This is a genomic window from Pseudomonas sp. NY8896 (assembly GCF_039634505.1).
Window position 1 is genome coordinate 3,399,724 of the sequence record NZ_CP132350.1, and the last position, 26,048, is coordinate 3,425,771.

The 26,048-nt window shown below is 60.7% G+C and carries 20 protein-coding genes; 6 read left to right on the plus strand and 14 right to left on the minus strand.

Annotated elements, in window-relative coordinates; translation table 11 throughout:
- Position 1: 1 nt before the first annotated feature.
- On the plus strand, positions 2-2,530 hold the full coding sequence (locus tag Q9451_RS15220) for a fused MFS/spermidine synthase (RefSeq protein WP_012272672.1): 2,529 nt from the start codon (positions 2-4) through the stop codon (positions 2,528-2,530).
- A gap of 70 nt (positions 2,531-2,600) precedes the next feature.
- Positions 2,601-4,202: a mechanosensitive ion channel domain-containing protein gene (locus Q9451_RS15225; protein ID WP_049773302.1), complete on the plus strand. Its 1,602-nt coding sequence runs from the start codon at positions 2,601-2,603 to the stop codon at positions 4,200-4,202.
- A 7-nt stretch (positions 4,203-4,209) separates the two neighbouring features.
- On the opposite strand, the gene Q9451_RS15230 is transcribed toward Q9451_RS15225, so the two are convergent.
- The 4 genes from Q9451_RS15230 to aspT all read right to left on the minus strand — a co-directional run bounded on the left by Q9451_RS15230 (position 4,210) and on the right by aspT (position 9,203).
- Positions 4,210-5,223: an AraC family transcriptional regulator gene (locus Q9451_RS15230; protein WP_041166721.1), complete on the minus strand. Its 1,014-nt coding sequence runs from the start codon at positions 5,221-5,223 to the stop codon at positions 4,210-4,212.
- A gap of 73 nt (positions 5,224-5,296) precedes the next feature.
- Complete coding sequence (locus Q9451_RS15235) at positions 5,297-5,965, minus strand: DUF3313 domain-containing protein (RefSeq protein ID WP_012272669.1); 669 nt, start codon at positions 5,963-5,965, stop codon at positions 5,297-5,299.
- A 50-nt stretch (positions 5,966-6,015) separates the two neighbouring features.
- Positions 6,016-7,308: an OmpP1/FadL family transporter gene (locus Q9451_RS15240; RefSeq protein WP_012272668.1), complete on the minus strand. Its 1,293-nt coding sequence runs from the start codon at positions 7,306-7,308 to the stop codon at positions 6,016-6,018.
- A gap of 212 nt (positions 7,309-7,520) precedes the next feature.
- Complete coding sequence (aspT, locus tag Q9451_RS15245; protein ID WP_012272667.1) at positions 7,521-9,203, minus strand: aspartate-alanine antiporter; 1,683 nt, start codon at positions 9,201-9,203, stop codon at positions 7,521-7,523.
- Between the two features lie 310 nt (positions 9,204-9,513).
- Here aspT and Q9451_RS15250 point away from each other — a divergent pair, with 310 nt between their 5' ends.
- Positions 9,514-10,491, plus strand: coding sequence for a methyl-accepting chemotaxis protein (locus tag Q9451_RS15250; protein ID WP_012272666.1), 978 nt, complete (start codon positions 9,514-9,516; stop codon positions 10,489-10,491).
- 170 nt (positions 10,492-10,661) lie between these two features.
- Here Q9451_RS15250 and Q9451_RS15255 read toward each other — a convergent pair whose 3' ends face one another.
- From Q9451_RS15255 to Q9451_RS15295, 9 genes are all read right to left on the minus strand, one after another.
- On the minus strand, positions 10,662-13,808 hold the full coding sequence (locus tag Q9451_RS15255; protein ID WP_012272665.1) for an efflux RND transporter permease subunit: 3,147 nt from the start codon (positions 13,806-13,808) through the stop codon (positions 10,662-10,664).
- A complete protein-coding gene (locus Q9451_RS15260) occupies positions 13,805-15,268 on the minus strand; it encodes an efflux RND transporter periplasmic adaptor subunit (protein ID WP_012272664.1) in 1,464 nt (487 codons plus the stop codon). Before Q9451_RS15260 ends, Q9451_RS15255 begins: the two co-directional genes overlap by 4 nt.
- Positions 15,265-16,518: a TolC family protein gene (locus Q9451_RS15265; protein WP_012272663.1), complete on the minus strand. Its 1,254-nt coding sequence runs from the start codon at positions 16,516-16,518 to the stop codon at positions 15,265-15,267. Before Q9451_RS15265 ends, Q9451_RS15260 begins: the two co-directional genes overlap by 4 nt.
- 89 nt (positions 16,519-16,607) lie before the next feature.
- Complete coding sequence (locus Q9451_RS15270) at positions 16,608-16,844, minus strand: hypothetical protein (RefSeq protein ID WP_306106069.1); 237 nt, start codon at positions 16,842-16,844, stop codon at positions 16,608-16,610.
- A gap of 212 nt (positions 16,845-17,056) precedes the next feature.
- Positions 17,057-17,530 carry an OsmC family protein gene (locus Q9451_RS15275; RefSeq protein WP_012272661.1) on the minus strand — a complete coding sequence of 158 codons (474 nt, stop codon included), beginning with the start codon at positions 17,528-17,530 and terminating at the stop codon, positions 17,057-17,059.
- A gap of 401 nt (positions 17,531-17,931) precedes the next feature.
- Positions 17,932-19,227 (minus strand): DUF1254 domain-containing protein, encoded by a 1,296-nt coding sequence (locus Q9451_RS15280; protein WP_012272660.1) that lies wholly within the window; start codon positions 19,225-19,227, stop codon positions 17,932-17,934.
- A 63-nt stretch (positions 19,228-19,290) separates the two neighbouring features.
- Positions 19,291-20,631 (minus strand): DUF1214 domain-containing protein, encoded by a 1,341-nt coding sequence (locus Q9451_RS15285; protein WP_223296383.1) that lies wholly within the window; start codon positions 20,629-20,631, stop codon positions 19,291-19,293.
- A 445-nt stretch (positions 20,632-21,076) separates the two neighbouring features.
- On the minus strand, positions 21,077-21,634 hold the full coding sequence (locus Q9451_RS15290) for a GNAT family N-acetyltransferase (RefSeq protein ID WP_012272658.1): 558 nt from the start codon (positions 21,632-21,634) through the stop codon (positions 21,077-21,079).
- A 111-nt stretch (positions 21,635-21,745) separates the two neighbouring features.
- The gene (locus Q9451_RS15295) at positions 21,746-22,540 is read right to left on the minus strand and encodes an aminoglycoside phosphotransferase family protein (protein WP_012272657.1); all 795 of its coding nucleotides are present in this window, start codon (positions 22,538-22,540) and stop codon (positions 21,746-21,748) included.
- A 170-nt stretch (positions 22,541-22,710) separates the two neighbouring features.
- Between Q9451_RS15295 and Q9451_RS15300 the strand changes: the two genes are divergently transcribed.
- Positions 22,711-23,331 (plus strand): tyrosine-type recombinase/integrase, encoded by a 621-nt coding sequence (locus Q9451_RS15300; RefSeq protein ID WP_012272656.1) that lies wholly within the window; start codon positions 22,711-22,713, stop codon positions 23,329-23,331.
- A 153-nt stretch (positions 23,332-23,484) separates the two neighbouring features.
- On the opposite strand, the gene Q9451_RS15305 is transcribed toward Q9451_RS15300, so the two are convergent.
- Positions 23,485-23,886, minus strand: a complete 402-nt coding sequence (locus Q9451_RS15305) for a MerR family transcriptional regulator (protein ID WP_012272655.1) — start codon at positions 23,884-23,886, stop codon at positions 23,485-23,487.
- A 73-nt stretch (positions 23,887-23,959) separates the two neighbouring features.
- Between Q9451_RS15305 and Q9451_RS15310 the strand changes: the two genes are divergently transcribed.
- Both Q9451_RS15310 and Q9451_RS15315 read left to right on the plus strand, forming a co-directional pair.
- Complete coding sequence (locus Q9451_RS15310) at positions 23,960-25,024, plus strand: SDR family oxidoreductase (protein ID WP_012272654.1); 1,065 nt, start codon at positions 23,960-23,962, stop codon at positions 25,022-25,024.
- A 120-nt stretch (positions 25,025-25,144) separates the two neighbouring features.
- Complete coding sequence (locus Q9451_RS15315; protein WP_012272653.1) at positions 25,145-26,044, plus strand: EamA family transporter; 900 nt, start codon at positions 25,145-25,147, stop codon at positions 26,042-26,044.
- Positions 26,045-26,048: the final 4 nt, after the last annotated feature.

Here is a 26,048-nt window from a genome sequence, read left to right on the forward strand (position 1 = left end):
CATGGCATCACCTGCAGCATCTTCCGCTGTTTCCCGTGAGCCTCGCACCCAGTCCCGTCCACTGCTCGCATTGCCTGCCACGCTGCTGTTCCTCTCTGGTGCTGCCGGTCTTGTCTACCAAGTGCTGTGGATCAAGCAACTGTCATTGGTCGTGGGCGTGGAAGTGCATGCCGTCGCCACCGGTATCAGTGCCTTTTTTGCCGGGCTTGCCTTTGGCGGCCTGCTGTTCGGGCGTTGGGCCGACCGCCTGCAACGCCCAGTGCGCCTGTACGTTTATCTTGAGCTCGCCGTTGCGCTGCTGGGGCTCGGCGCCACCCTTGGCCTGGCCCATGCCGCCGGACCGTTCGCCCGCCTCGAGGCCAGTGCCGGCCTGCTGGCCTGGGCGCTGCCCTTCGTGCTGGTGGGCGTACCGGCCTTGCTCATGGGCGGTACCTTGCCCGTACTGGTGCGCACGCTGGCGCCTGTCACCGGGCAGTTGGCAGAGGCGGGTGGGCGCTTGTACGCGGCGAACACCGCTGGCGCGATTGCCGGCACGCTAGCGGCGGCCTTCGTACTGCTGCCGCGCCTTGGCGTTACAGGCAGCGCCTGCGCAGCTGCCAGCCTGAACCTGCTGGCAGCATTGGGTGCCTGGCTTTCTTACCGGCGAGAAGTGAGCTTGCCGCCGCTTGCCAATGCCTCGTCGACATCACGCTCGCCGCAGGCACGCCTGGCCATCGCCCTGTATTGCATCGCCGGGGGAGTGGCGCTGGGCTACGAGGTGGTGTGGAGCCAGTCGATCGTGCCCTTCATGAGCACCCGGTCCTATGCCTTTGCCGTGGTGCTGGCCACTTACCTGGCCGGGCTGCTGGCCGGTAGTGCGCTGTATGCCAGGCGTGCCGACCGAATTCGTGATCCTTGGGGTGTGTTCGGGCTGTTGATTGCCATTGCCGGGCTGCTTGCCCTGTTGCAGCTTGCCGGGCTGGGCCGCTGGCTGGTGCAGGCCCAGACGCAGGCCGAACTGTTCGCCCTGCAGCTGACTGGCAACGAACTGCTCGGCATGTGCGCGCGTTTCGCGGTGGCGGCCGCGTGCATGGTGTTGCTTCCAACCACATTGCTGGGCGCCGCATTTCCACTGGCCTTGCGCCTGGTGGTGGACAGCGGTCATGTGGGGCGGGATGTGGGCGCGGTGGTGGCGCTCAACACCCTGGGTGGCATCGCCGGCGTGCTGCTCACGGGGTTCGTACTGGTGCCGCAATTGGGCCTGGTACGTGCCTTGGGGGCGCTTGCCGCAATGGCCGTGCTGGTAGGGTTGGTGGCGGTGTGGCGTGGCCAGGGTGTACGTCGCCCTGCTGCGTTGGCCGTGTGCCTGGTGGCCCCTGCAACCGTGCTGGTGGTGCTGTTGATGCCGCCGCAGCGCCTGGCCGAGCTGCTGCCAGGCGCACGCAACGGGCAACTCACCTACTACCATGAGGGCAAGGGCGGCACGGTGGCAGTGGTCACCCAAGGGCGCCAGGGGCAAACCTTCAGCCGCCTTTACATCCAGGGTGTTTCCAATACCGGCGACGCCATGCCATCGCTGCGCTACATGCGCTTGCAAGCCTTGCTGCCGTTGCTGATCCACAATGGCGAGCCGCGCTCGGCCTTGGTGATCGGCTTTGGCACCGGTATCACCGCCGGGGCGATGCTACGTTACCCTGGACTGGAGCGCCCGGTGGTGGCCGAATTGCTGCCTGAAGTCTTGCAGGCGGCGCCCCGTTTCAAAGGCAACTATGCCGCGGTGGCGGACCCACGCCTGGACATTCGCTTGCGCGATGGTCGCCGTGAGTTGCTGCGCAGTGAGGCGCGCTACGATTTGATCACCCTGGAACCACCGCCACCCTCGGCGGCCGGCGTGGTCAACCTGTACTCGCGCAACTTCTATCAGCTGGCCGCCGCCCGCTTGCAACCTGCTGGCCTGGTCGCGCAGTGGCTGCCCTTGCCGACCCAGAACGACGAAGACAGCCAATCGCTGGTGCGCAGCTTCATCGATGTCTTCCCCCATGCCACGCTGTGGACCACTGAGTTCCACGAAATGCTGCTGATCGGCTCATTGCAGCCATTGCAGTTGGATGTACCGCGTATCCGCCAGCGCCTGGCGCAAGCGAGCGTGGCCCAGACGCTGGCCGAGGTGGGTGTCGCTTCGCCAGAGGCCTTGCTGGCCACCTGGATTACCGACCGTGCCGGGCTTGAACGTTACGCCGGCGATGCATTGCCAGTGACCGACGATCAGCCACGCATCGAGTACGCGCCGTGGGTGCGCCCCCGGGAAATCACCCGTGTGCTGCCAGCCTTGCTGGCCCTGCGCAGCACGCCACCGCTGCAGGGCGCGGAACCAGGCTTCGCCAGCGCGGTGAGTGACCAGTGGCGCAGCCTGGCACTTTTCTACAGCCTCAGCTTGCATGCCTACAACGGCAACCGCCAGGCCTGGGCGCGGGAAGCCCGCGAACTGGCCCGCAGCGACGGCGGCAACCCGTATTATCGCTGGTTCCTTGGCCCCAGTACCGGCCAGTGAAGCCTGTGCTATCACTACAGGACTATCGGCCAGGGAGTGAGCAATGAACCGTCTGTTGACTGCGCTGTTGATGCTGTGTGCCTTGCTGCCGCTGGCGGGGCATGGCAAGGATGCGGTGGGTAGCGCGACCGATGGCGTGCCGGGTGAACCGGCAGAACTGCGCATCGCCAACCGCAGCATCTTCACCTTCCACGCCACCTTGCTCGGCGAGACCCCGGCCGCGCGCGCGCAGCGGGCGACGGCGGTGATCGATGAGGCATTGCGCGGCACCGACGAGCTGAAAGTCAGCGTCGACCCCATCGTCAACAGCCACCTGGTGCTGCTAGGTGGGCGGCGGGCCTTCATCGTCGCCCCGCAGGACCTGGGCGTGGAGGGTGGCGACACCCGGGAGGCGGCCGAGCAGGCTGCGGCCACGTTGCGTCAGGTCGTGGATGAAACCGGCGAGGCGCGCAGCCTGCGTTTTCTGCTCAAGGCGCTGGGCTTTTCCGCCGTCGCGACACTGGTGTTCGTGCTGCTGATCAAGGCTGCCAACCTGGGCCGACGCAGACTGCGCGGCCGTTTGCCGCAATTGATGCGAGAACGAGCCCGGCAGATCAAGGTAGGCCAACTGCCGCTGTTCGACATGCAGTATGTGTACTTTGTGATCGACCGGCTGCTGCGCCTGATGTACTGGGTGATCGTCTTGCTGCTTGGCTACCAGTGGCTGAGCTTCGTGCTGTCGCAATTCCCCTATACCCGGCCGTGGGGCGAAAGCCTCAACGTGCATCTGCTCGACCTGCTGCGCTACCTGCTCGACGGCATTCTGCATGCCATTCCCGGTATTGCCGTGGCCGTCATGATCTTTTTCATCGCCCGCGGCATCAGCGGCTTCAGCCGCCGCGTGCTGGAGCGCATGGCCCGCCCGGGTACGCTGAAGTGGTTGACCGAAGAAACCTTGCAGCCCACCACCCGGCTAACTTCACTGGCGATCTGGCTGTTTGCCCTGGTGATGGCTTACCCGTACCTGCCGGGCTCTGGCACCGATGCCTTCAAAGGGCTTTCGGTGCTGTTGGGCCTGATGATTTCGCTGGGTGCCTCCAGCGTGGTCGGGCAGGCTGCGGCGGGGCTGATCCTGACGTATTCGCGCACACTGAAGGCCGGTGAATACGTGCGGGTAGGGGATAACGAAGGCACGGTGACCGAGGTGGGCATGTTCAACACCACCATCCGCACCGGTTTGGGCGAGGTGTTGACGCTGCCCAACTCGATGATCACCGGGTCGGTGACGCGCAACTATTCACGGGTGGTGCAGGGCCAGGGGTACATCGTCGATACGGTGGTCACCATCGGCTATGACACGCCCTGGCGCCAGGTCGAGGCGATGCTGGTGGAGGCCGCGCAGCGCACCGAGGGCATTCTTGCCAAACCCAGGCCGCAGGTGTTCCAGACCGGGCTCTCGGACTTTTACCCCGAATACCGCCTGGTGGGCCAAGCGGTGCCCAGCGAGCCACGGCCGCGCGCCGAGCTGTTGAGCCTGTTGCACGCCAACATCCAGGATGTATTCAATGAATACGGCGTGCAGATCATGTCGCCGCATTACCTGGGCGACCCGGCTCAGGAGAAGTGGGTGCCGCGTGAGAAGTGGTTTGCCGCGCCGGCGCGGGAACCGGGTGGCGATGGCAAGGATGCCTGAGCGCTACTCAAAGTGCGGCGATCACCGGGTCGCCGTATTGCCGTCGATGCTCAAGCGGCGTGATATCGAACCAGCGCAAATGCGCACGGCAGAACGAGGTGGTACGGCGATAGCCCAGCTCGTTGGCGATCTGCCCGACAGACAAGGTGGTCTTGCGTAGCATCTGTTGTGCCTGGCAGCGGCGAATACCGTCCAGATAGCCTTCGAATTCGATACCATCGCTGGCCAGGTGCCGTTGCAAGGTGCGTGAATTCATGTTCAAGGCCAGCGCCACCTGTTCCAGGGTGCAGCGTTGGGCGGGCAGCAGCATCTGGATCTTGCGCTCTACCGAGGCCAGCAGGCTGTCGCAAGGGACGGCCTGGTTCTCCAGGAAGTGGCGGACGATGGCATGCAGGTCGGCGTCATGGTGCACGCAGGCTTCTTGCAGTACGTCAGCCCCCAGCACCAGGCTGTTGTGGGCCTGGCCGAACAGCACCGGGCAGTCAAAGTAACGTGTGTAGCCCGAGGCATCGCCCAGCGCGGCGTGGCGCAAGGTCACCGCCCGTGGCCGCAGTGGCGCGCCGCGCAGCTCGCCAATCAGCAGCCGCGCCCCCATCACTGATTTCTCGACAATTTGCGGCGTCTGTTCGGAACTCGGCAGGCCGTTGTCGAAAAACAGCATGGCCTGCCCGGCGCGGTGTTCCAGGCGAAAGTGGATAGCCGGGCTGTAGTGGCGCATGTAACGGATTACCGCCACCAGGGCGTGGCCTACGGTGGGGGCGGAGTTGGCCAGGTGGCGCAGCGGGCCGACCAGGGTCGAGCCTTGGCGCAACGCCAGCTCCAGGCCGAAGCGGGGCAGGCTCAGGGCGTGCGCGCTGCCTTCGAACAGTTGCACCAGGCTCAGGTAGGGTAGGTGCTTGCCGTAGTTGCCGACCACATCCGGGGCAATGTGCAGCGGGGCCAGAAAGTCCCGCTGCGCAGCACCGTGTTCGACCAGTAGCTGGTCATATTGCAGCAATGCGCTGCCGCGAATGCTGTCCATGGAATCGCGCCTCATCAGTGACCGGGGGCGGGCCTGCACGCTCCTGGGCAGGGCCGTGCTTGAGGGAAGCGGCCTATTTGCGCAATGCCTGGAAGGAGCCGACCATGTCCTTGGCCCAGCCATCGAGTACGGCTTTGGCGTCTTTTGCCTGCATGACCTGGGATGAGTCATCCAGCTCGGTACCTGCACCTTTGCGCACCACTTCGGCCACCACCTGGTTGCTGTCACCATCAAGGAACGCCGCTTCGGTGGCGATGCTGGTGTCCTGGTCACGGATACCGGTGGCGGTGCTGATGCCTGCGGCGATCAACGCAATCGGAATGACTTCATAAGGGCGCAGGCTTTTGGTCTGGGCGCTCACCGCCGTTATCGCCGGGCGCACCACCAGTACGCGCGGACCAGGGCTGGTGGCCAGCGGTAATACCTGGGAGAAGTGGTTCTTCAGGGTCTGGTCGTAGTACTGGGTGATCCCCGTCAAGGTCGATTGCGGCACTTTGTCGGTCGGTTGCGGTTTGGGGTAGAGCTGGCTTGGCTCTATGTACACGCTGGTGTAGCGCTTGGCATCGACCCCGGGCTTGATCCAGCGCATGACTGGCGCGCCGGACGGCGACTTGTCTTCCTTGAGGATGCTGTAGTCCTTCAGGAACCCTGAATACTGGTCGGACTCCACGTACTTGCTGGCGCACCCCTGCAGCATGAGGGTTGCAAGGCACAGCGATGCAGCCAATGTCTTGGTGTTCATGCAGCTTCTCCTTCGTTGCGTTGATCAATGCCCACCGCTTTGCCGGGGCGTCAGAAGCGCCAGGTGGCGCCACCGCCAATGATGTGCAAAGCGCTGTTGTCATAGCTGCCTGACAGCGTGTTGCCCGAGCGCGCCTTGGTCTGCTCGACGTCCATGTCGCCGAGCCACACCAAGGTGTAGGCCAGGTGCAGCTCCAGGCCCTCATCGACCTGGTAGTTGACCCCGGTAGCCAACCGCCAGGCCTCGCCCATGGGGTTGTCGACCGTGCGGTCCTTATCGTCCACGGCCGAGCTGTCGTAACCCAGGCCGACGCTCCAGCGCCATTGTCGGGTGGCCTGGTACTGTGCGCCCACGGAGGCATGCCAGGTGTCCTTGTATTGGCGGTCGACGGTGCGGCTGGTGCCGCCAGCGTCGCTGTCCACCTCCACGCCGACGTCGCCAAAGTCGCTCCAGTCCTGCCAGTTGAGGCTGCCGAGCAGGGTCCACTGGTCGTCCAGCTCGTGGGCGATGCTGAAGGTGACGGTTTGCGGCACGTTGAGGTCGAGCTCCAGCGAATCTACGTCGAGGCGGCGCAGGGCGACGTTGAGCAGCGGGTTGTCGATGTCCTTGAGGTGCGGTTTGTCCTCGAACTCCAGCTTGACCTTGCTGGTGTAGGCCAGGCCCACACGGGTGCGGGCATCAAGCTGGTACAACAGGCCCAGGTTGACGCCTACGCCGACATCGGTGTCCTTGTACTCCAGCTGGCCATCGGGCCGGTCGGCCAGGCCCAGCAGGTTATTGTTGATGGCCATCTCGGTGCGGTAGTAGCCGACCATGATGCGCGGGCCAACCCCGATGGACAGGTCGTCGGTGAACTTGTAGGCCCAGGTCGGTTGCATCGAAACGCCAATCACTGCGGCCTCCTGGGTGAAATAGCGGCCGGCCCAGTCGTCGTCGTAGTCCAGCGCCAGGCCAAAGTTGCCATACATGCCGAAACCGATGGCAGAGCGCTCGTCGAGCTGGTGGCTGATGAACAGGCTGGTACCGGGCAGGTATTGCAGCGCATTGCCGCCTTCGTTGCCGTCGAACTGGTTGCCGGCGTCGCGGGAAAAACGCAGGTCGCCAAGAATGACCTGGGCGTTGGCGCTAATCTGAGTGCCTTTGAGCCGGGTGATGCCCGCCGGGTTGCTCATCAGCACGCTGGGGTCGGTGGCCAGTGCGGCAGACCCGGCATTGGCCAGGCCGTTGCCCTCCTGGCCGGCTTCATAGATGAGGATGCCACCAGCCCAGGCCGCATTGCCGAACAAGGATGCCGTGCAAAGCAACAGGGCTGCTGAGCGGCGCAGGCAGTACAACGATTCCATCAGACGCTCCTTGTGACTGAAGCGCTGTACCGTTTTATGGCAACTACCAGCGAACGTTGAGGCGTAGTAGAAGCAGGGTAGCCATGTTGAAATCAGGCAGCTGGCGCCGGGCACACTCTTTTCACGACAATTTCACATTCTGAATGAGTAGCAGCTGCTGGCACTGTGAGTCAGTACATTAGACGACACTTGCCGGCGGGCAAGTCGAGGCGTCAGGCAAAGGCGATGATGATCGGGCCACATACTGCGAGCAGCACATTGGAGACGGCATAGCAGACGGTGAAACCGATGACTGGGGTATTGCTTCCCGACTGCTCGATGATCTTGTTCATCGAGGCCGCTTCGGTCTGTGCTCCGGCCAGCGCGCCCAACAGGATCATCGGATGCAAGCGCAGCACGTAGCGGCCAACGTAGAGTGTGACCAGCGGCGGAATGAGGGTCACCAGTGCGCCTGCCAGCAACAGTGCCATGCCTTGTTCCCTGACCGCCGTCAGCGCCGCCGGCCCGGCCAGCAAGCCCACGACCGCGCCGAAGGCGGTCAGGCCAAACTCGGAAAACGCCCACTGTGCGGCAGGTGGCAGGGCGCCGAGATCGGGATGTCGCGAGTTGTACCAACCGATCAACAGCCCGGCTAGCAACACGCCACCGCCGATGCCGAGTTCCACTGGAATCATGCCGATGTGAGTAGACAGCAGCCCCACCAGTGAACCGGCAACCAGGCCCAGCGCATGGATGGCGATATCGCTGCGGTAGCTGGCGTGTCGGATCCGGCCCAGTTGCGCGGCCAATGCGTCAACACTGCTGGCTCGCCCAGTAAGGCTGATGACATCGCCCCGACGCAGAATGGTTTCCGGCAAAAGGGGCAGGGGCAGGCCTTGACGGGTGATGCCCGTGAGAAAGCAACCCATGCGCTCGGAACCGGTAAGTGCGGCCTTCACCTGATGCAGGCTGCGACCGGCCAGGTGGCGGCTGGTCAGCACGATGTCGGCGCTGCGGGTGGCGAACGACAGGCTTTGCGGGTGATCCACTTCCGGGCCTATCCAGCCGTGCAGATCGCTCACAGCATCGCGCAGGGCGTATATGCCCAGGATGTCGTCACGTTCAAGGCGCAATGCCGGGTCGCGCTCCAGGTGTTGCCCGGCGCGGGTGACGCGTTCGATGCTCAGCGCCGGGTGCAGCGCCTCCACATCGGCGATGGTTGTGCCGGCTGCATGGGCGGCCGTGAGCCGATGGGCGCGCACGACGATGCGGGTATAAGGGATGCTGATGGCGTCTTCATTGCGTTCAATGCCCAGTTCACGCTCCAGCGCCTGGGCGCTGCTGCGCAAGTCCACCCCGAGCAGGCGTGGCGCCAGGCTGCCGACGAAGACGATCAGCCCGACGGTGCCGAATACATAGGTGATCGCATAGGCTACAGCCATGTGGCTGTTGAGCTCGGCCTTGGCTGCCGCGTCCAGCGGTAATTGGGCGATCGCGCTGCTGGCCGTGCCCATGATCGCCGTGTCCGTCAGGGCGCCGGCGCCCAGGCCTGCGGTAAAGCCTGCATCGAAGCCGTACAGCGCGTTCATCGCCAGAATCACTGCCAGGGCAGTGCCGCACAGCACCAGCGAGAGAATGACCAGCTTGAACGTGCCGCGGTTGAGGCTGCCGAAGAATTCCGGCCCACTCTTGAAGCCGACCGCATAGATGAACAAGGCGAAGAATACCGATTTCAGTTCGTGGGGCACTTGCAGGCCGATCTGACCAATCAGCAGCCCCATCAGCAGTGCGCCAGCGACAGAACCCAGATGGAAACTGCCCAGCTTGATACGGCCGAGCAGGATGCCCAGGGCAATGGCGAGAAATACAGCGATTTCGGGATTGTCTCGCAGTGCATCCATGACCCGGTCAAGCATGGTGGCAACCTCCTGAAGCGGCGATGGCGGACATGTCTTCATGAGTATGCGTGCAATTAGCTGATGCACGGTGCATGTCGCCAAATGCGCATGCTCTGGTGGACCGCATGAAAGTCACGCAGGGACAAGCTGGCTGGCAGGTTCAAGCAAGCAATAGGGGCTGGCAGTAGAGGATAGTGGCGCTGCCTCACCAGGCGATCTCTTACTTCATACGTACTGCATTTGAGCGCCGGCCTCCCGCCGGCGTTTTTTTGTATGACGTCCAGAGCGCGTACGCCTGTACGTCGAAAACCACAGCAGGAGCGGGTGCATGTTTTTCAGGAAAGTCCACTGGATGCAGGCGTTTTCCCAGGCACTGGCCCAGGCCCAAGCGGGGCAGGTGCCACAGCGCTTTGAGTACCCGCTGCTCGCGCGTTGTCCCGAGGTGCTGCAAGGTTTGAGCGAGGTGGTTGCGCAGCGCCAGCAGAGTGCTTTGGCGTTGCGCCGGCTGGAAGTGTCGCTGGGAGCCCGAGAGGTAGAACTGGAGGCCGCTCGCGCTAGCTTGCGAGCAGCGGAGCTGCGTGAAGCTGGCCTTGTCGAGCGCAATCGTGAACTGGACGCACGACGTGTCGAGCTTGCGCAGCAGGCGCAGGTATTACTGGATCAACAGCAGCTTTGGGCGTTGTTGCAGACCACGCTTACCGAAGGGGTGTGGGATATCTCGGTAGCCCATGGCGATGTCGGGCACCCGTCCAGTCACATGCGGTTTTCCGACCAGTTCCGCTGCCTGATGGGCTATACATCCGAAGAGTTGTCTGATGGCTGGCAATCTCAGGTTGACATCACTCATCCAGACGACCTGCCGGGCATCATGAGCGTCTTCGATGCCGCGATCATCGCGCCGGTTGAGGCGGCGGAGTACGTGTTCGAATACCGCATGCGCCACAAGCAGCGGGGTTATATCTGGTGCCGCGAGCGAGGGCGCGCAGTGCGAAACGAGCAAGGGCGGCTGGTGCGCGTGATCGGGGCTGTGCGGGATATCAGCGATGAGCGCAGTGTCCAGGCCAGCCAAGCGCAGATGCGCCAGCAGAATCAAGCCAGCTACGAGCGTATCGCACAGATGATCAGCGTCATTCGAAGTATCGCCGAGCAGACCAACCTTCTGGCGTTGAATGCGGCCATCGAGGCCGCCAGGGCGGGCGAGGTGGGGCGAGGGTTTTCGGTGGTTGCCGATGAAGTGAAGAAACTCGCGCAAAGTACCCGCCAGGCGACGCAACAGGTTCAGGACATGCTCAATGGGCTTTCCTAGCCGGTTGCCAGGCCGTACCGATGACCGACACCTGCGTGGACTGCACCCAAAGGTCACTTGAAACTCATCCTGTTTGCTGGGTTCTGGCAAACAGGATGAGCAACCGGAGGGTTAGTGCTTGCGGATGTCTTCGATCGTCGCAGCGCTCCCCCCCATAGGGAAATCGAACCTCACCTTGCCCCTACCTTCAAGCCGTCAACCTGTCGGCGTCGGATCATCCAGTACGCTGCGGGGATGACGAACAGCGAGAGCAAGGGTGCAGTCAGCATGCCGCCCACCATCGGTACAGCGATTCGCGCCATCACTTCGCTGCCGGTGCCGTCGCTCCAGAGAATCGGCAGCAGCCCTGCGACAATTACCGCCACGGTCATGGCTTTGGGGCGAATACGATGCACGGCACCCTCGCCAATCGCGTCCAGCAGCGCTGCTTGCGTGTGCTCGCCTTTGGCTAGGCGCTCGGCCCAGGCGTTGTTCAGGTAGAGCAGCATGATGACGCCGAACTCCGCGGCCACCCCTGCCAAGGCGATGAAGCCGACACCCGTGGCCACCGACAGGTTGAAACCCATCAGATAAAGCAACCACACACCACCGGTGAGGGCGAAGGGCAAGGTACCCATGATCAGCAGCGCTTCTTCCATACGGCCGAAGGTGAGGTAAAGCAGAACGAAAATGATCGCCAGCGTTGCCGGTACCACCCACGTCAGGCGAGCATTGGCACGCTCCAGATATTCGAACTGGCCGGAGTAGCTGAGGCTCATGCCGGGTTCAAGCTTCACCTCGCGCTCTACCACTTGGCGCAGGTCGGCCACCACGGACGACAGATCACGACCGCGTACGTCGATGTAAACCCAGCCCGAAGGGCGGGCGTTCTCGCTCTTGAGCATCGGTGGACCATCGGTGATGCGCACCTGTGCGACGGTACCAAGGGTGATCTGCCCGCCCTGGGCTGTGTAGATCGGCAACTGACGCAGTGCATCGGCGGAGTCTCGCCATTCCCGTGGGTACCTTACGCTGATGGGATAGCGCGCCAACCCTTCAACCGTTTCGCCAATGGTTTCACCACCGATGGCTCCGGCAACAATGGCTTGCACGTCTGCGATGTTCAGGCCGTGGCGCGCTGCCGCCTGACGGTCGATATCGAGGTCGATGTAGCGCCCGCCAGTCAAGCGCTCAGCCAATGCCGAGGTCACGCCGGGCACCGTTTTCGCTGCCCGCTCGACGGCCAGTGTCACGCGATCGATCAGCCCGGGGTCGCTGCCAGCCACTTTCACGCCAATGGGGCTCTTGATGCCGGTAGCTAACATGTCGATCCGGTTTCGAATGGGCGGAATCCAGATGTTGGTCAGCCCTGGTACCTGAACTGTCCGGTCGAGCTCTTCAATCAGCTTCTCGCTGGTCATACCCGGTCGCCACTGGTCTTTCGGCTTCAGGCGCACGATGGTTTCGAACATCTCCAGCGGCGCGGGGTCGGTCGCCGATTCGGCGCGCCCGGCTTTGCCAAATACGCTGGCCACCTCGGGCACGGTCCGAATCAGCTGGTCGGTGCGGTGCAGCAACTGTGAAGCTTTTTGGGTGGATAACCCAGGAAGCGCAGAGGGCATGTACAGCAGGTCGCCCTCGTCCAACGGCGGTAGAAACTCCCCGCCTAAATGGTTCAATGGCCACAGGCTGCTGAGGAGGATCAGCAGTGCGCCCATCAGCGTCATGCGTGGTCGGCGTAACACAACCTCCAGCGCGGGGCGATACAGCCGAATCAGCCCGCGGTTAAGCGGGTTGCGCGCCTCCGCTGGCAGCGGGCCGCGAATCCAGTAGCCCATCAGCACCGGTACCAGCGTCACCGCCAGCCCTGCGGCAGCAGCCATGGCGTAGGTCTTGGTGAACGCCAACGGTGCGAACAACCGTCCTTCCTGGGCCTGCAAGGTAAAGACCGGAACGAACGACAGTGTGATGATCATCAGGCTGAAGAACAGGGCCGGCCCCACCTCGACTGCCGCCTCGGTCATGACCTTCCAGTGTTGTTCGCCCTGCAGCTGGCCCCCCGGGTTGCGGGCATGCCAGGCCTCGACATGCTTGTGTGCGTTTTCGATCATTACCACTGCCGCGTCGACCATTGCACCGATAGCGATAGCGATGCCGCCAAGTGACATGATGTTGGCGTTCATCCCCTGATGGCGCATGACGATCAGTGCAATCAGCACCCCCACTGGCAGGGAGACGATCGCCACCAGTGATGAACGCAGGTGCCAGAGAAACGCCGCGCACACCAGTGCGACCACGATGAACTCTTCGAGCAGTTTTTGGCTCAGGTTGTCCACGGCGCGGTCGATCAATTGGCTGCGATCATAGGTGGTGACCAGCTCCACCCCGGCGGGCAGGCCCTTCTTCAACGCTTCGAGTTTTTCCTTGACGCGGGCAATGGCTTCCCTTGCGTTTTTGCCACTGCGCAAAATGACCACACCACCCACGGCCTCGCCCTGGCCATCCAGTTCACCAATCCCTCTGCGCGCCTCTGGCCCAAGCTGTACGGTGGCGACATCGCCAAGCGTTACTGGTGCGCCATTGGTGGCCAGACGCAGGGGGATGGCGCGCAAATCATCGAGTGTCTTCAGGTAACCCGAAGCACGAACCATGAATTGCGCCTCACCTTGCTCAAGGACACCCCCGCCGGTTTCCTGGTTGGCCTTGGCGATGGCATCCGTCACCTGCGCTTGGGTAATGCCAAGCGTGGCCAGGCGCAACGGGTCGAGCACCACTTGGTACTGCTTGACCATGCCGCCGATACTCGCCACTTCGGCGACATCAGGCAGGGTCTTGAGCTCGAAGCGCAAGAACCAATCCTGCAGGCTGCGCAGTTGCGCCAGGTCATGACCACCACGGCGGTCGACCAGCGCGTATTGATAAATCCAGCCCACACCTGTGGCATCTGGCCCGAGTATGGGTTTGGCCGACGCAGGCAGGCGCGATTGCACCTGGCTCAGATACTCCAGGACCCGCGAGCGTGCCCAGTAGAGGTCGGTGCCATCCTCGAACAACACGTAGACGAAGCTGTCGCCAAAGGCCGAGAAGCCGCGCACTGTCTTGGCGCCAGGCACTGAGAGCATGGTGGTGGTCAGTGGGTAGGTCACCTGGTTTTCCACAATCTGTGGCGCTTGCCCAGGGTAGGAGGTGCGAATGATGACTTGCACGTCCGACAAGTCCGGCAACGCGTCGATTGGCAGGCTACGCACCGAGAGCACGCCCCAGGCCACCAAAAACAACGTGGCGAACAGAACCAGCACCCGGTTGCCCACCGACCAGCGTATCAGTTGCGCAATCATGGCTGACTCTCCTGCGCACCGATCTGCTCGATCACCATGCCTTCGTCACGTTCGCGGATACCAAAGTGAATGCGACTACCCACTTTCAGCCCGGCGAGCATCACGGAGTCGGCCACCGGGAAGGTCATGGTCATTCCAGGCATGCCCAAGGTGATGAAAGGGCCATGGGCGATGGTGAGCTGCTTGCCGTCTATCTGCACAATTTGCCCGTCTGCCTCGTGCAGTGGCGGTTGTGCAGGTACCAGTGGGGTCTCTTGCGCAGTTGCAGCCTCGATGCCCTTGAGGCTGGCCTCGGAGTCAATTAGAAATTGCCCCGACGCCACTACCCGCTGGCCTGCCTGCAGCCCTTGCAGCACGGCGACCTGGCCGCCGCTTTCCTGGCCCAGCACCACTTCGATCGGGCGGAAGTGGCTTTGATCTTCGGCAAGCATCACCACATTGCGTTTACCGGTACGGATCACGGCCTCGGCAGGTATCAGCAAGCTGTCATCGGCTTGCCCAACCGGATGCAGGGTGACCTGGGCGGTCATGCCAGGGCGCAATCGACCCTCGAGGTTGGGCAGCTCGATGCGCAGCCGCAAGGTACGGCTTTGCAGGTCCGCATCAGCCAGCAGCGCTGTCAGCTTGCCGGTCAATGCATGGCCGGGATAGGCGGGCAGTTCGGCTTGCACTGCCAAGCCTTCACGCAAGCCCTGAGCCTGAGCTTCAGGTACTGCTGCCTCAAGCCAGACGTTGGTCACACCGTTGATGCGCGCCAGGGTAGCGCCAGGTAGTACGGTCATGCCTGGGCGTAGCTCCAGCGCCTGGATGACACCGGCGGTGGGGGCAACCAATGTCACCAGGGCCTGCACCTTGCCGCTGCGTGCGACCCGGTCAATCAACGTCGCCGGCATTCCCGCCAGCAACAGGCGCTGGCGGGCGGCTGCCTGCAGGCCGGCATCACCCGAACGACGCAGCGCCAGAAACTCTTCTTGCAACCCTACCCATTCTGGCGCAAGTACATCGGCCAGCGGTGCCCCCTTGGTCACTGCATCACCTGTGGCGCGCCCGTAAGTGCGTTCGACGTACCCTGCGGTTCGCGCTTGCAGCACACTGAAGTCGCGCTCGTCGAAGGCCAGTACACCGCTGACCTGCAGTGTGCGCTCAAGGCGACCCTGGGTAACTGTCGCCAGCCTGACCCCAAGGTTCTGCTGGATACCCGGTGTAATCTGCACAGCGGGCCGTGTGTCATCCGGGGTGCCTCCCGCGTATTTCGGCACCAGCTGCATATCCATGAAGGGCGACTTGCCTGGTGCGGAAAAGTGTTGCTGCGGGTACATCGGGTCGTACCAGTAAAGTGCCTTTTGCTCCTCTGAACTCGGCGCCTTGGCACTTTGCCCGCGTGCTGCCAACCAATAGCCCGCACCGCCACCCAGAGCCAATGCAACGGCTGCGATCAGACCGATAGACGTACTTTTCATGCCCGCACCTCGCCGTACGCGAAATGCAAACGTGCCGCTGTCGCTGCCAGTTGGCCTTGCAGGTCTAAGTCCTGTAACCGCGCGTCTACCCGTTGCCGCCGCGCCGCGAGCACTTCACTCAAGGCCGATTTGCCTGCTCGGTAATCTGCCAATGCCAAACGCACGCGTGCCTCGGCGAGCGGTAGCAGGGTGTCTCGGCTTCGCGCCACTGCACGCTGCAGGCGCTGGTATTCAGCCATGTCTGCCTCCAGCTGCGCGGTATGCTCCCGCAGGGCCGCGTCTTGCTCGTCCTCCAGCTGGCGCACTTGTGCACGCCGGGCGGCGATCATCGGGTCTTGCCGAGAGCCTGTGAACAAGGGCAATTGAAAACTGACCTGCACACTCACCATGTTGCTGAATGCCGGCCCGCGCCGTTGGTAGTCCAGTTGCCAACCCCAGTCAGACTTCTTCTCGGCTTGCGCCTGATGCACCTGGGCTTCGGCTTCTCGGCTCATGGCGCCATAAACCGCCAGCGCAGGGTGGGCGTGTAGCGCATGCAGGTAGTCAGTTGCATTTACCGCCCACTGAGGAAATGCGCGTGCTTGCACATCTGCGTCCTGGCCGGTCCAGCGTTTGAGGGCGGCTCGCGCCTGGCTCGCCTGGCTTAGCAGCAGGTCTTTCTGCGCGTCCAACTGAGCCATTTCCTGGTTTGGAGCAAGTGCATCGGTTGCTGCACCGCCTCCGCCGGCCAGGCGGGCGTGGACGGCCGAAGTCAGCAGGTGATTCTCTTTGTAGAATTCGTCGAATTGCTGCAGCTTTCGCTGCACCGTGTAGGCCGCCAGCCACGCCTGTGCCGTCGCTGCGCGTACGTTTTGACGCTCCAGAACCGCCTCGGCATCGGCGCGTTCAACCGCTGCCCGCGCGGTTTCGACCCGTGCCTTGCGTTTGTCTCTGTTGGGCACTTCCTGGGACAGGCCAACCACCTGCATGGTCATGAAGTCTCGGCTTGTGCTCCAGCGATCACTGCCGTCCACCGGCAGGTTCTGCAGCCCGAGATTCAGCCGAGGGTCGGGCAGTTCACCCGCAGGCAGGATCGCGCTGCGTGTCGCCGACACCTGCTCCTGGCGTGCCTGAAGCGAAGGGGCATTGCGCTCTGCCAGTTGCAGCGCATCGTCCAATGAAAATGAAGCGGCCTGCGCCGATAGCGTCGGCAGCAGGATTACCAGGCCGAGCGCAAGCGTCCGTCCTGAATGCAAACGTAGGGGAGTCATGAGCATGATTCCTCGAAAAAACCAGCGCGCACGCGCATGCCATCGTTCGGCCGCCAAGGCAGAACAATCGTGTGAGGTTTACGAAGGAATCAGGCCCGAGGAGGGCGCCAGTGGTCAGGCGGGGCGCTGGCTACCAGGCTTTCGGTATAGGTATCGGCAGGGTGCGAGGTAGCGAAGGTCAACACAGGCTCCAGCATGCTGACCTGGAGCGCAGTCGCCGTTCGACATTCCTGGCCGACCTTGCAGGTTTTGGTGTCGTGATGGGAGGACTTGCCCTGATCTTGCTCCTGGCAGCAGTCGTGCTCCATGCCGGCCATCATTTGCATACCCATGGCCTGCATGGGGCACGGTTCTATAGGTGAGTCGATACCCGCCATCCCGTTGAAAGGAAGCGCGATAACCAGCAAGAAGAGGGTAACCAGTCGCAAGAAGCGGTTCATGCGGCGAGTGTAAGCGAAGTCGATTAGCGCTGCATTAACGTTGCTTGGCGCAATACCGGGCACGGTGGCATGCGCCAGCTTGCTGACCCACTGGGAATCTAGCGCTGATGGTGAATGACAGCCCTGCATTTGATGGGGAAGTTGACCGAGTTGGCAATGAAGCACTCATGATGAGCATCGTCATGCAGACGCATCGCGAGGTCGATATCCGATTGGCTGCTGATGACGATCTGAGGCCGCAACTCTGCGTCCTTGAAATGCCCCTTTTGCTGTGCATCGCCCTCAACCATCCGGGCCACTGGGTAGTCGACGTACTCCAGCACGTTCACATTGTTGACCGCACACAAATGGAGATACCACAGTTTATGGCAGGCCGAGATCGAGGCCAGCAACATGTCTTCTGGGTTCCAACGATTGGAATTGCCGCGAAAGGCCGGGTCGGCGCAGCCGAGGATTTGTGGCTTGCCCAGGCCTTCTACAGTGAAGTCCCTCTGGTAGGACGTATAGCTGGAAGTACCTTCACCCGTGTTTCCCGTCCAGTTTACGGTAACAGCGTATGCGTGTTCTTTCATCGTAGCGCCTGTGTTGTAAAAGCTGCCCGGAAGATAATGTTGGCCCCTGCCTGTGCTGAAAGTATCTTGCACGCGCTAGGTGGCTTCGCACCAGCACCTGATGATTGCAGTGGTGCATGCCCTCACGGTGCGTACGCACAGCGTCTTCCAGCGTTCTGGCCTGATGCTATCCTTGCTGACCGGCAGCTCTGGGTTGATAACGGCTAACCCTGATCACACAAGACGCCTCCAGCAGTCAGCTGGGGCGGGGGTCAATTTGCGTGTTTAGAAAAAGTTTCTTTTGCGTCAAGGGAGCAATCAAGGTGTGAAAGGGCCAGGCCCGAAGACGTCTGCGTAACTCAACGGCTCCTGAGCGCACCCTCAGAAGCGTTTACCAGAGAATGCAATACCCTCCGCACGAATCAGTGCGAGGTCACTTCGACGGGCGGGAACTTGTACCCGCCGCCTTGCACTGCCTTGCTCGGGCCATACAACCTCAAGACAATGTAGGCATCCTTTTCCGGAATTGGCAGGTAATTGGGGTTGCTCTCTTCACCCTTGGCGCTCAGCTCAATGGTGTATTCGCCATTGGCATCCGGTTTGAGTGTGCGGTCGCCGCGGCTATGGCGATTGATGGCGTTGTGGGCCATCAGGCGGTTGTCTGAGGCGTAGACGGTAAAGGACCAGAACTGGCTGACCTCGGGCGCCTTGAAGTGCATGGCGTACGACTTACCATTGGCACCATTGATCGGCTTACCGTCGGCAGCGGTCTCGGTGCGCAGGTAGATACTTTCATCTGGGGGCAGCCCCCACTGGCCGATGTAGGTGCCCTCGGCGAACAGGTCACGGGGGCCGTCAACCAACTGCTCGCGGGTGCCCAGCAGCTTGCCGGCGTCGGTCATCTTCGGAGCGAGGTCCTTGATGTGCTTCATGCCCAGTTCCTCACCCTTCTTCGCAGCTGCCAGCTGCTCCTTGGTGAAGTTTTCTTTGCAGGGTTCGACGCCGACTGACTTGTACTGGTCGAGCCATTTCTTGTCGGCCTGGCCCATGTTGCCGTCACACAGCACGAAGTTCACCCGTTGCAGCCAATTGGTCTTGGCTGGGTCGGGGTAAGTGCGCTGCTTGGCTTTTGGGCCGGGCTCGCCCAGGTAGGCCGAAAGCGTACGGACGTTCCAGTCATCCATGTAGGCAAGCGCCTTTTTCTGGTCCTCAGGCCCGGTGGACATGATCCTGCCCATCAATTTAACCAGGTTGGACTCGACACGGATCACTTCGGTGACACTATCGGGCACCGTGCCCTTCCACTGGGGTGAGGCGAACATGAAGTGGCCGCCTTTGGTGTCCCGCGTGCGGGAGCCGATCATGGACGTCGTGTAATGGCCCATGTCCATGGTGTGCAGGATCCAGTAACGACCTTTTTCCATGTCCGGAACGCTGACGATCACGGGTTCTGCGGCGATATCCAGCCAGCCCATCAAGTGCAGCGTGTCATTGTTGATGGTCGGGTGATCGACGTAGGTGTCATCGGCCAGGTGGCGGATGTTCTGAAAGCGATTGAGCGGCGTGTTGGTCTTGACTGCCGTCTCATAGAAGAACTTGTAGGCCTCGTCCATGGAGTAACCATAGATGTAGGCATCTTCCGCCAGCTTGTCGGGGATCTGTGCGAAGGCCGGCACGGCAAGCGAAAGCAGGGCTGCTCCAAGCACCATGGGTTTCATCAAGTCTCCTTGGGCCAGCGGGCCAGCCCCTGTGGTTTGGTTTTCCAAGGTTGTAGGCAGTGCTCAGGGGATTACCCGTTCGAAGTCGGGCAACTTGAAAGTCTTGTTGTTGAACGCTTCGGTGGGACCGTAGAAGCGCATGGCCGGCAATGGGCGCTTGCCGGAGGTGGGAATCCAGTTGGCTTCCTCGCCTTGCGGGGCCGTCGGCCCGACATAGATCGTCACGCCGCCATCGGCATTCTTCTTCATCTTGTCAACGTCGAACGACGACAACGTGGTGCGGTTGCTGTCGCTGTAGATGAACGAGAACGTGGCGCGGTCATATACGGTCAGCGCCCAGAACTGCTTGACCGGCATGTCCTTGGGTACATCGAGCTTGTAGAGCTGGCCGGCTTCCAGTGGTTTGCCGTCCTTGTCGGCCATCGCCATCTGGTACGACGTCGCCGGCGAGGCGCTGAGGACTTTAGGCATGTAGGTGCACCAGAAGTACTCCGCTGCCCGTTCGAGCAGGTCGATGCGATCATCGTAGATGAACGTGAACTTGTGGTTGGCATCCGGCTGCAACAGCGAGACGTAGTGCCGATCCGGCCAGTACACGCGCTTGGACATCTCGGTGTCGAACCATTGCTGGAGGAAGAACCAGGCATCGATGGCGGCCTGGTGCATGGCCTTCTTGGCGGTTTCGTCCGGTGCGAAAGGTTTGCCTTTGACGATGCCCAGGGACGACAGCATGCCCATCATGACCTTGTCGTGTTCGCGCACTGGCTCCACGCTCATGATCGCGTGCATGTCTTCGAAGTGACGTTCGTCGTAGAACGGCAGCGTCGGGTAGCGCTCATGGGCAGGGTCGATGAACTTTTGCTGCGGTGGCGACTTGGCTTCAGCCAGGAAGTACATGCGCAGGCGCTTGGCATATTCGTAAGCGTCCTTGGCTGTCTTGCCAGCGGGCGGCACCGAGCGAAACGCCAGGGCGATACGGTAGTTGGGCGAGGCCACGTGAATATAGCCCTTGGGCACTTCGCCTTTGTAATCAGGTGCAGTGAACAGGTACTTGCCGCCTTTGCCTCTGTCGAGCCCTGCCGGGCCTACATCGGCGATAGTAAGTTGCCAGGCGTCCACCACCTGGCCATAAAGGCTACCGTCCGCAGAGGCTGCCGGGATTTCGAGAACCACTGGGCCTTTGCGCAGGTCCGTGTAGGCCGCGATATAAGGCGTGGTGCTGTTGGCAGTAATGGCTTCAAGTTGTGGAGTAGCCGTTGCCGAATAGGCAATGATGTCATTGTCCTTGTAGCCAAGATCCTTTTCGGCAGCACGGCGGAAGGAGTAGATGGCAATCGCCGGCATGTTCCAGAGGATCGCTTCGAACGCACGCTGGTACTTGACCTGGTAATCGAAGTCCTTCACCGAAGGGGTGGCCCCCGCTGGGGGTTGCCCGCCTAAGGGTTCGGTAGCTGCCTGCGCGGTTAAGACAGTACAAGCGGCAATGGTTGTGGCTAGCAGGCATGGCTTCAGACAGGTGACCATCCGAGTCATCAATCCATCAATGGCATCCATGAGGATCTCCTGTGGGCAAGAGACTGCCGGTAGGCCGCTGCTTTGCAGCATGGCCGCCTTCATCGAACTTGAAGCAGTGTAGGTGAGGTTTTCTGGACAATCGGGAAAATGCTTACGTTTTGCACCCGTTCTTTAACGCCGCTGCGGTGGCACGGGTTGCATCACTCGCCAAGGCTGCACCACCACTTATGGCATCACGGAATCGACCTATGACTGGCATTCGCGCGAGTGGTCTATCCCCATCAATCAGACCGTCACCCAACTGCTCAGCTGGCGGCGACTGAGTGCATAAAAACTAGCGGCCGGCAATTGACCTTTCTAACCAGTCAGCACGAGTCATCTCCCATATTTCGACCTCCATCAGTCCAGATACAAATTCTCCTGCCCGCACGTCTACCAAGCGCATACCCTCATGTTTCGAGACCCTGCGAGATGCGTCGTTGGCAACAGCTTTGGGAACCTGCATGACCGGACGCGACAGTGTCTCGAACCAATAGGCATTGATAATCCGGCATGCCTCACGCATGTAGCCCTTTCCCCACCACTGTGGTGCGAGCCAGAAGCCTCTGTTGTTTCCAGGCTGATCATACAAACTGATGCTACCCAGGGTGCAGCCAGCATCGTTGCGCATGCGGATCATCCAGTGCCTTTCACGACCTGCTGCCATAGCAGGCAGGGCGATATCTCGGACATAAACCAGCGCCCCGTCTTCTGGATACGGCCATGGGACACGACGATCCAGGTAGCGAACCACCTCCCAGCAGGGGAATAGCTCCTGAATGATGGGTGAATCCTCCAATTGGAGAGGGGTGAGAACCAGCCGATCGGTGATCAGCGTCGGAAGACAGTCCATGACATTCGTTCCTGGGCATCCCTGTGAGACGTTGATTATCAGTACAGGGCTTTCCTGTGTCGACCGCTCTCTGATTTGTGAAACGTCACTGGCCTCGCCCTACCGTAAAACTCACAAACCGAGCGCCAACGCTGCAAGCTTCGCCACCTCAAGGGGTCCATTCGGATCAATGTCGTCCTCGAGCTTCCAGGCTGCTGACAACCCGGTCCAGGCGAGCACCCATTGCAACAACCTGCGGCGATCAATTTCGGAAGCTTGTGCCACGACCCCTATACGGCGCTCGAAACAACCTGGAGCCAAAGCGCTTTTGATATCCGGATTGCAGAAAATATTCGCGTAATCGAAGCCGCGCTCACCGTAAAGTCCCTTAGGATCGATAGCGAGCCATCCCTTGGGGCCAAAGTCCAAGACATTTCCGTGATGGATATCGCCATGCAGTACCGTGACTTCGCGAGGGCACCTAAAAAGTTGGCGGGCGGTTTCTGCGCTTTGTTCAAATACACCTCTGTGCGTTGCCGCTGCGCTCCATAAGGCTTCGAACCGTTTAACCAGGGGGACCAAAGCAGGTAGCGGTTTTGTACGAGGGATGTGGAGGCGGCGGACCACCGCACAGATAATACGAGTAGCCTCGTCGTCCTGGCCGCAGCTCACCATGTGCCCAAGGGAGACCGAGCCGTTCGCCCGCTCCATGAGTAAGGCCTCACCGTCATGTGCCAGCACGGGAGCTGCTCCTTCACCGTCCCACCAAGCCATAAGCAGGTTGCCTGCTTGCTCTTCTAGCGCTTGCGAGATTTTGAGCATGGCTGGCAGGCCGTGGTGGCGAACGGGCAGTAGATGTCCATTCAGCGAGGCGAAAGCATCACCGTCGATGGTCAGCTCCCATCGTTTCAAGTATTGATCAAACATAAATTTATTAACTTTCGCACTTTCCAGAGCAGCATCATGAATGATTGAGACATAAGACGAAATGTCTGCTTAGGTCAGCACTGCTGACTGTCCCTCGGGTAGCTTTGGGTCGGTTAGCGCCCCTGGATCGGAATGACCATCCTTGTCCTCCCTCACGTGGAGGACAAGCCATGAACACCATTACGACCGGCAGCCATCAACCTTGGAACAAAGGAAAATTGGTCGGGCAGAAAGCCCCGCTCCGACTCAAAGATATCTGGGCCATTCGGGTAAGGCTCCAAATCGCGGAGGAAACTCGTGATTTAGCTCTCTTCGATCTGGCCATCGACAGCAAGCTACGAGCCTGCGATTTGACCAAGCTTCGTGTACGCGACGTTGCGCATGGGGAGCACGTGTCATCGCGAGCAATAGTGATGCAGCAGAAAACCCAGCGCCCCGTGCAGTTTGAGATTACTGAGCAAACGCGGGTGGCTCTGGAGGCCTGGATACATCAAGCCCATCTCCATAGCGAGGATTGCCTTTTTCCAAGCCGGCTACACGCCTCACTGCACCTCTCTACCCGGCAATACGCCCGAATCGTCAAAGCTTGGGTAAAAGCTATTGGCCTTGATCCAGCCATGTATGGCACCCACACGATGAGACGTACGAAGGCATCGCTGATCTATCGCAGGACGAAGAATCTGAGAGCAGTTCAGCTCCTGCTAGGCCATACGAAGCTTGAGAGCACGGTGCGATACCTGGGCATTGAGGTCGATGACGCATTGGAGATGGCGGAGCAGACGGAGGTCTGACAACTTACAGCGGCGGTCGAGGTATGACCGTCGCTATCCGACCCATAGCGACCATTCGACACCGGCAGTAATTGGCTGATTGGCCGCAAGGTTTCCCGGCAGGCCTGTGAAGGCCTGGAAGCAACTGGTCTTGCGAATGGCCTTGCCGGGAGGTTATGGCGTAGAGGCATGCAGATGTGCAGCTAAGGGAGTAATCAGACCGTTGGCAATGGCACTGGCTTCAAGCTTCGCATGCTCTGCGTTCAGAAAGACATAAGCGGCTTGAAGGGTGGCGATTTTCGCTTGAATTTCGACCATCTTGCTGGCAACTAAAGCTGCGCCTTGCGCGCAATCGATCTTATTGCCTCGCTTGGCTGCAAGAATTTCTCCAATCTCAGCGAGGGAAAAACCGCCACTCTGGGCGCTCTGAATAAAGGCCAGGTCAACAACCGTCTGATCGCTGTAACTGCGGTAATTGTTGGCTTGTCGTTGTGCCACGATAAGCCCGAGCTGTTCGTAATAGCGCAATGTATGCCGACCGACGCCACTGCGGCGCTCTAATTCTCCAACGTTCACACTAAAAACTCCTTGACTGTAGAGCGTGCTCTACACCTTAGCCTGCACCCATTATCCAAACAAGGGATCAGGCATGAGCGTGGAATGCTTCGTCACAGGCGGCAGTGGATTTGTGGGGCAACATTTACTGGCCCGTCTTACTGCTGCAGGGTACAAGACCTGGGTGCTTATGCGCACCCCTGGCACCATTGAGCGTCTTAGAAAACAGGTAGGTCAACTGGGTGGTAATCCCGCCTATATCCATGCCGTTGAGGGCGATATCAGCATAGAGGGGCTTGGGCTCAGCGAAGCGGACAAGCAGTGCGTGTCATCGACCTCTGTGATCTTCCACCTCGCAGCGGAGTTTTCCTGGGGGCTGACAATGGAGCGCGCCCAATCAGTCAATGTGCTTGGGGCGCTGAGGGTCGCCAAGCTTGCGGCGAGCCAGAGCATCCGATTGCTGATGGTGGGCGGCTTTATGCTGAAAAACCTTAACCACCTTGCCAGTATCGGTGTTGATATAGAGTGCCCTGAAAACACAAGTTGGCACAAAGTCTACGGCCGTGTAGGTGGTTACGAAGGAAGCAAGATCGAGTCACATTTTGCAGTCATCCGTTATATGCAGGATGCGGGCGCGGACTACACGATCGTTCATCCTGCTACGGTGTGTGGCCACAGCGAGAGTGGGCACATACTGGAGGGACAACCTCTGGTCGCACTCATTCGAAATCTGGCACAAGGTCGGTTCAAAGCGGTCCCCGGTTCCCCCAGGCACTGGTTGCCATTAGTCAGCGTTGACTACCTGGTGGCGATGATGACCTATGTGGCGTTCGATCCCTCGATGGCCAACCGGCAGGCGCTGGCGCTCTATGAATACACATTGAGCCTGCAGGGGATGCTTGAGCAGATCGCAAAAACGCTGGAGGTCAAGGCGCCCCGCCGGCATGTACCGATAAGGTTGCTCAGGTGGCTTTTGACGATTCCCGGGCTGGCAGCACGATTTGCGATCAGCGACGAGTCATTGGACTTCATCCAGACGCAGCGCTTCGACATGAGTGATAGCGAGCAATTGGAACGCAAGTATCAGTTAACTCATCCCGATATGGCGCGCACGTTGGAGAAGACGGTGCACTACGTCAAGGATCAGTTTCTCCACTAAAGCAGGCCGGCCGTAATGGCTCAAGAAATACGTAAAACAGCGAGCTCGCGTTCGAAGCGCGTGGCCCTATGTCAGCAAGACCTCTCCGTACTCTAAAGACCCGTGACAAGGAATGTACTAATGCAATCCTATTTTGGCAAAGGCGTCCTCTTTGCACTCTGCGCCGCGGCCCTGAATGCGACAATCGGCGTACTTAGCAAGGTGTTGATGAACAGTGGGTTCAACTCCAGCAGCATCGCCTTAATTAAGACAGTTCTCGGCTGCCTGCTACTGTCAGTCCTGCTCCTGTTTCTCAAGCGACCCGCGACCACTGCCAAGTGGTTTCACGCAGCCATTTGTGCCTTTCTCGGCATTTTCGTGTTGTTCCACTTTGAAACCTCGGCCTTTAGCCATTACGCGGCGGCGGGCGTCGTCGTCATTCTGATGGCGAGCGCCTCCATATCGTCGATTCTCTTTGGACGCATGGTCCTTCATGACCCCATTACCGCCAACGCAATGGTTGGCGCCGGCTTGGCCATCGCCGGTATTACGGTGATTTTTGGCGCCGACCTGGGACAAGGCTTCACGCTGCAAGGCGCAGTGCTTGCTTCGATTGGTGGATGTGGCTACGGGGCCTTTTCGGTTGCCATGAAAAGGATGGGGGTATCGGGAGGGCTGCATTTCACCCGACAATTGTTGTTCTTTGGCAGCCTGTACCTGCTGATGCCGGCTGCGGCCGATGGTTTCGTGACAGGAGAGCTGTCGCTGCTGGCGATCGCTGTACTGCTGGCGCTGGCCACGCTGCCGACAGTCCTGGGTTTCTTCTGCACCACCAAGGCCATCGAGTATCTCAAACCATCACAAGTGCAGGCGCTGGAGCTGACCGAACCCCTGTTCGCCGCGCTGCTGGCATTTGTGGTGCTCAATGAGGTACCGCGCGAAAGCCTGTACGTGGGAGCGGCACTGATCATCATCGGACTGTGCTTCTCCAATGAACTAATCCGCTTGGGCGGCAAAGTATCTGCCCCTTCGACCGAATGAGTTT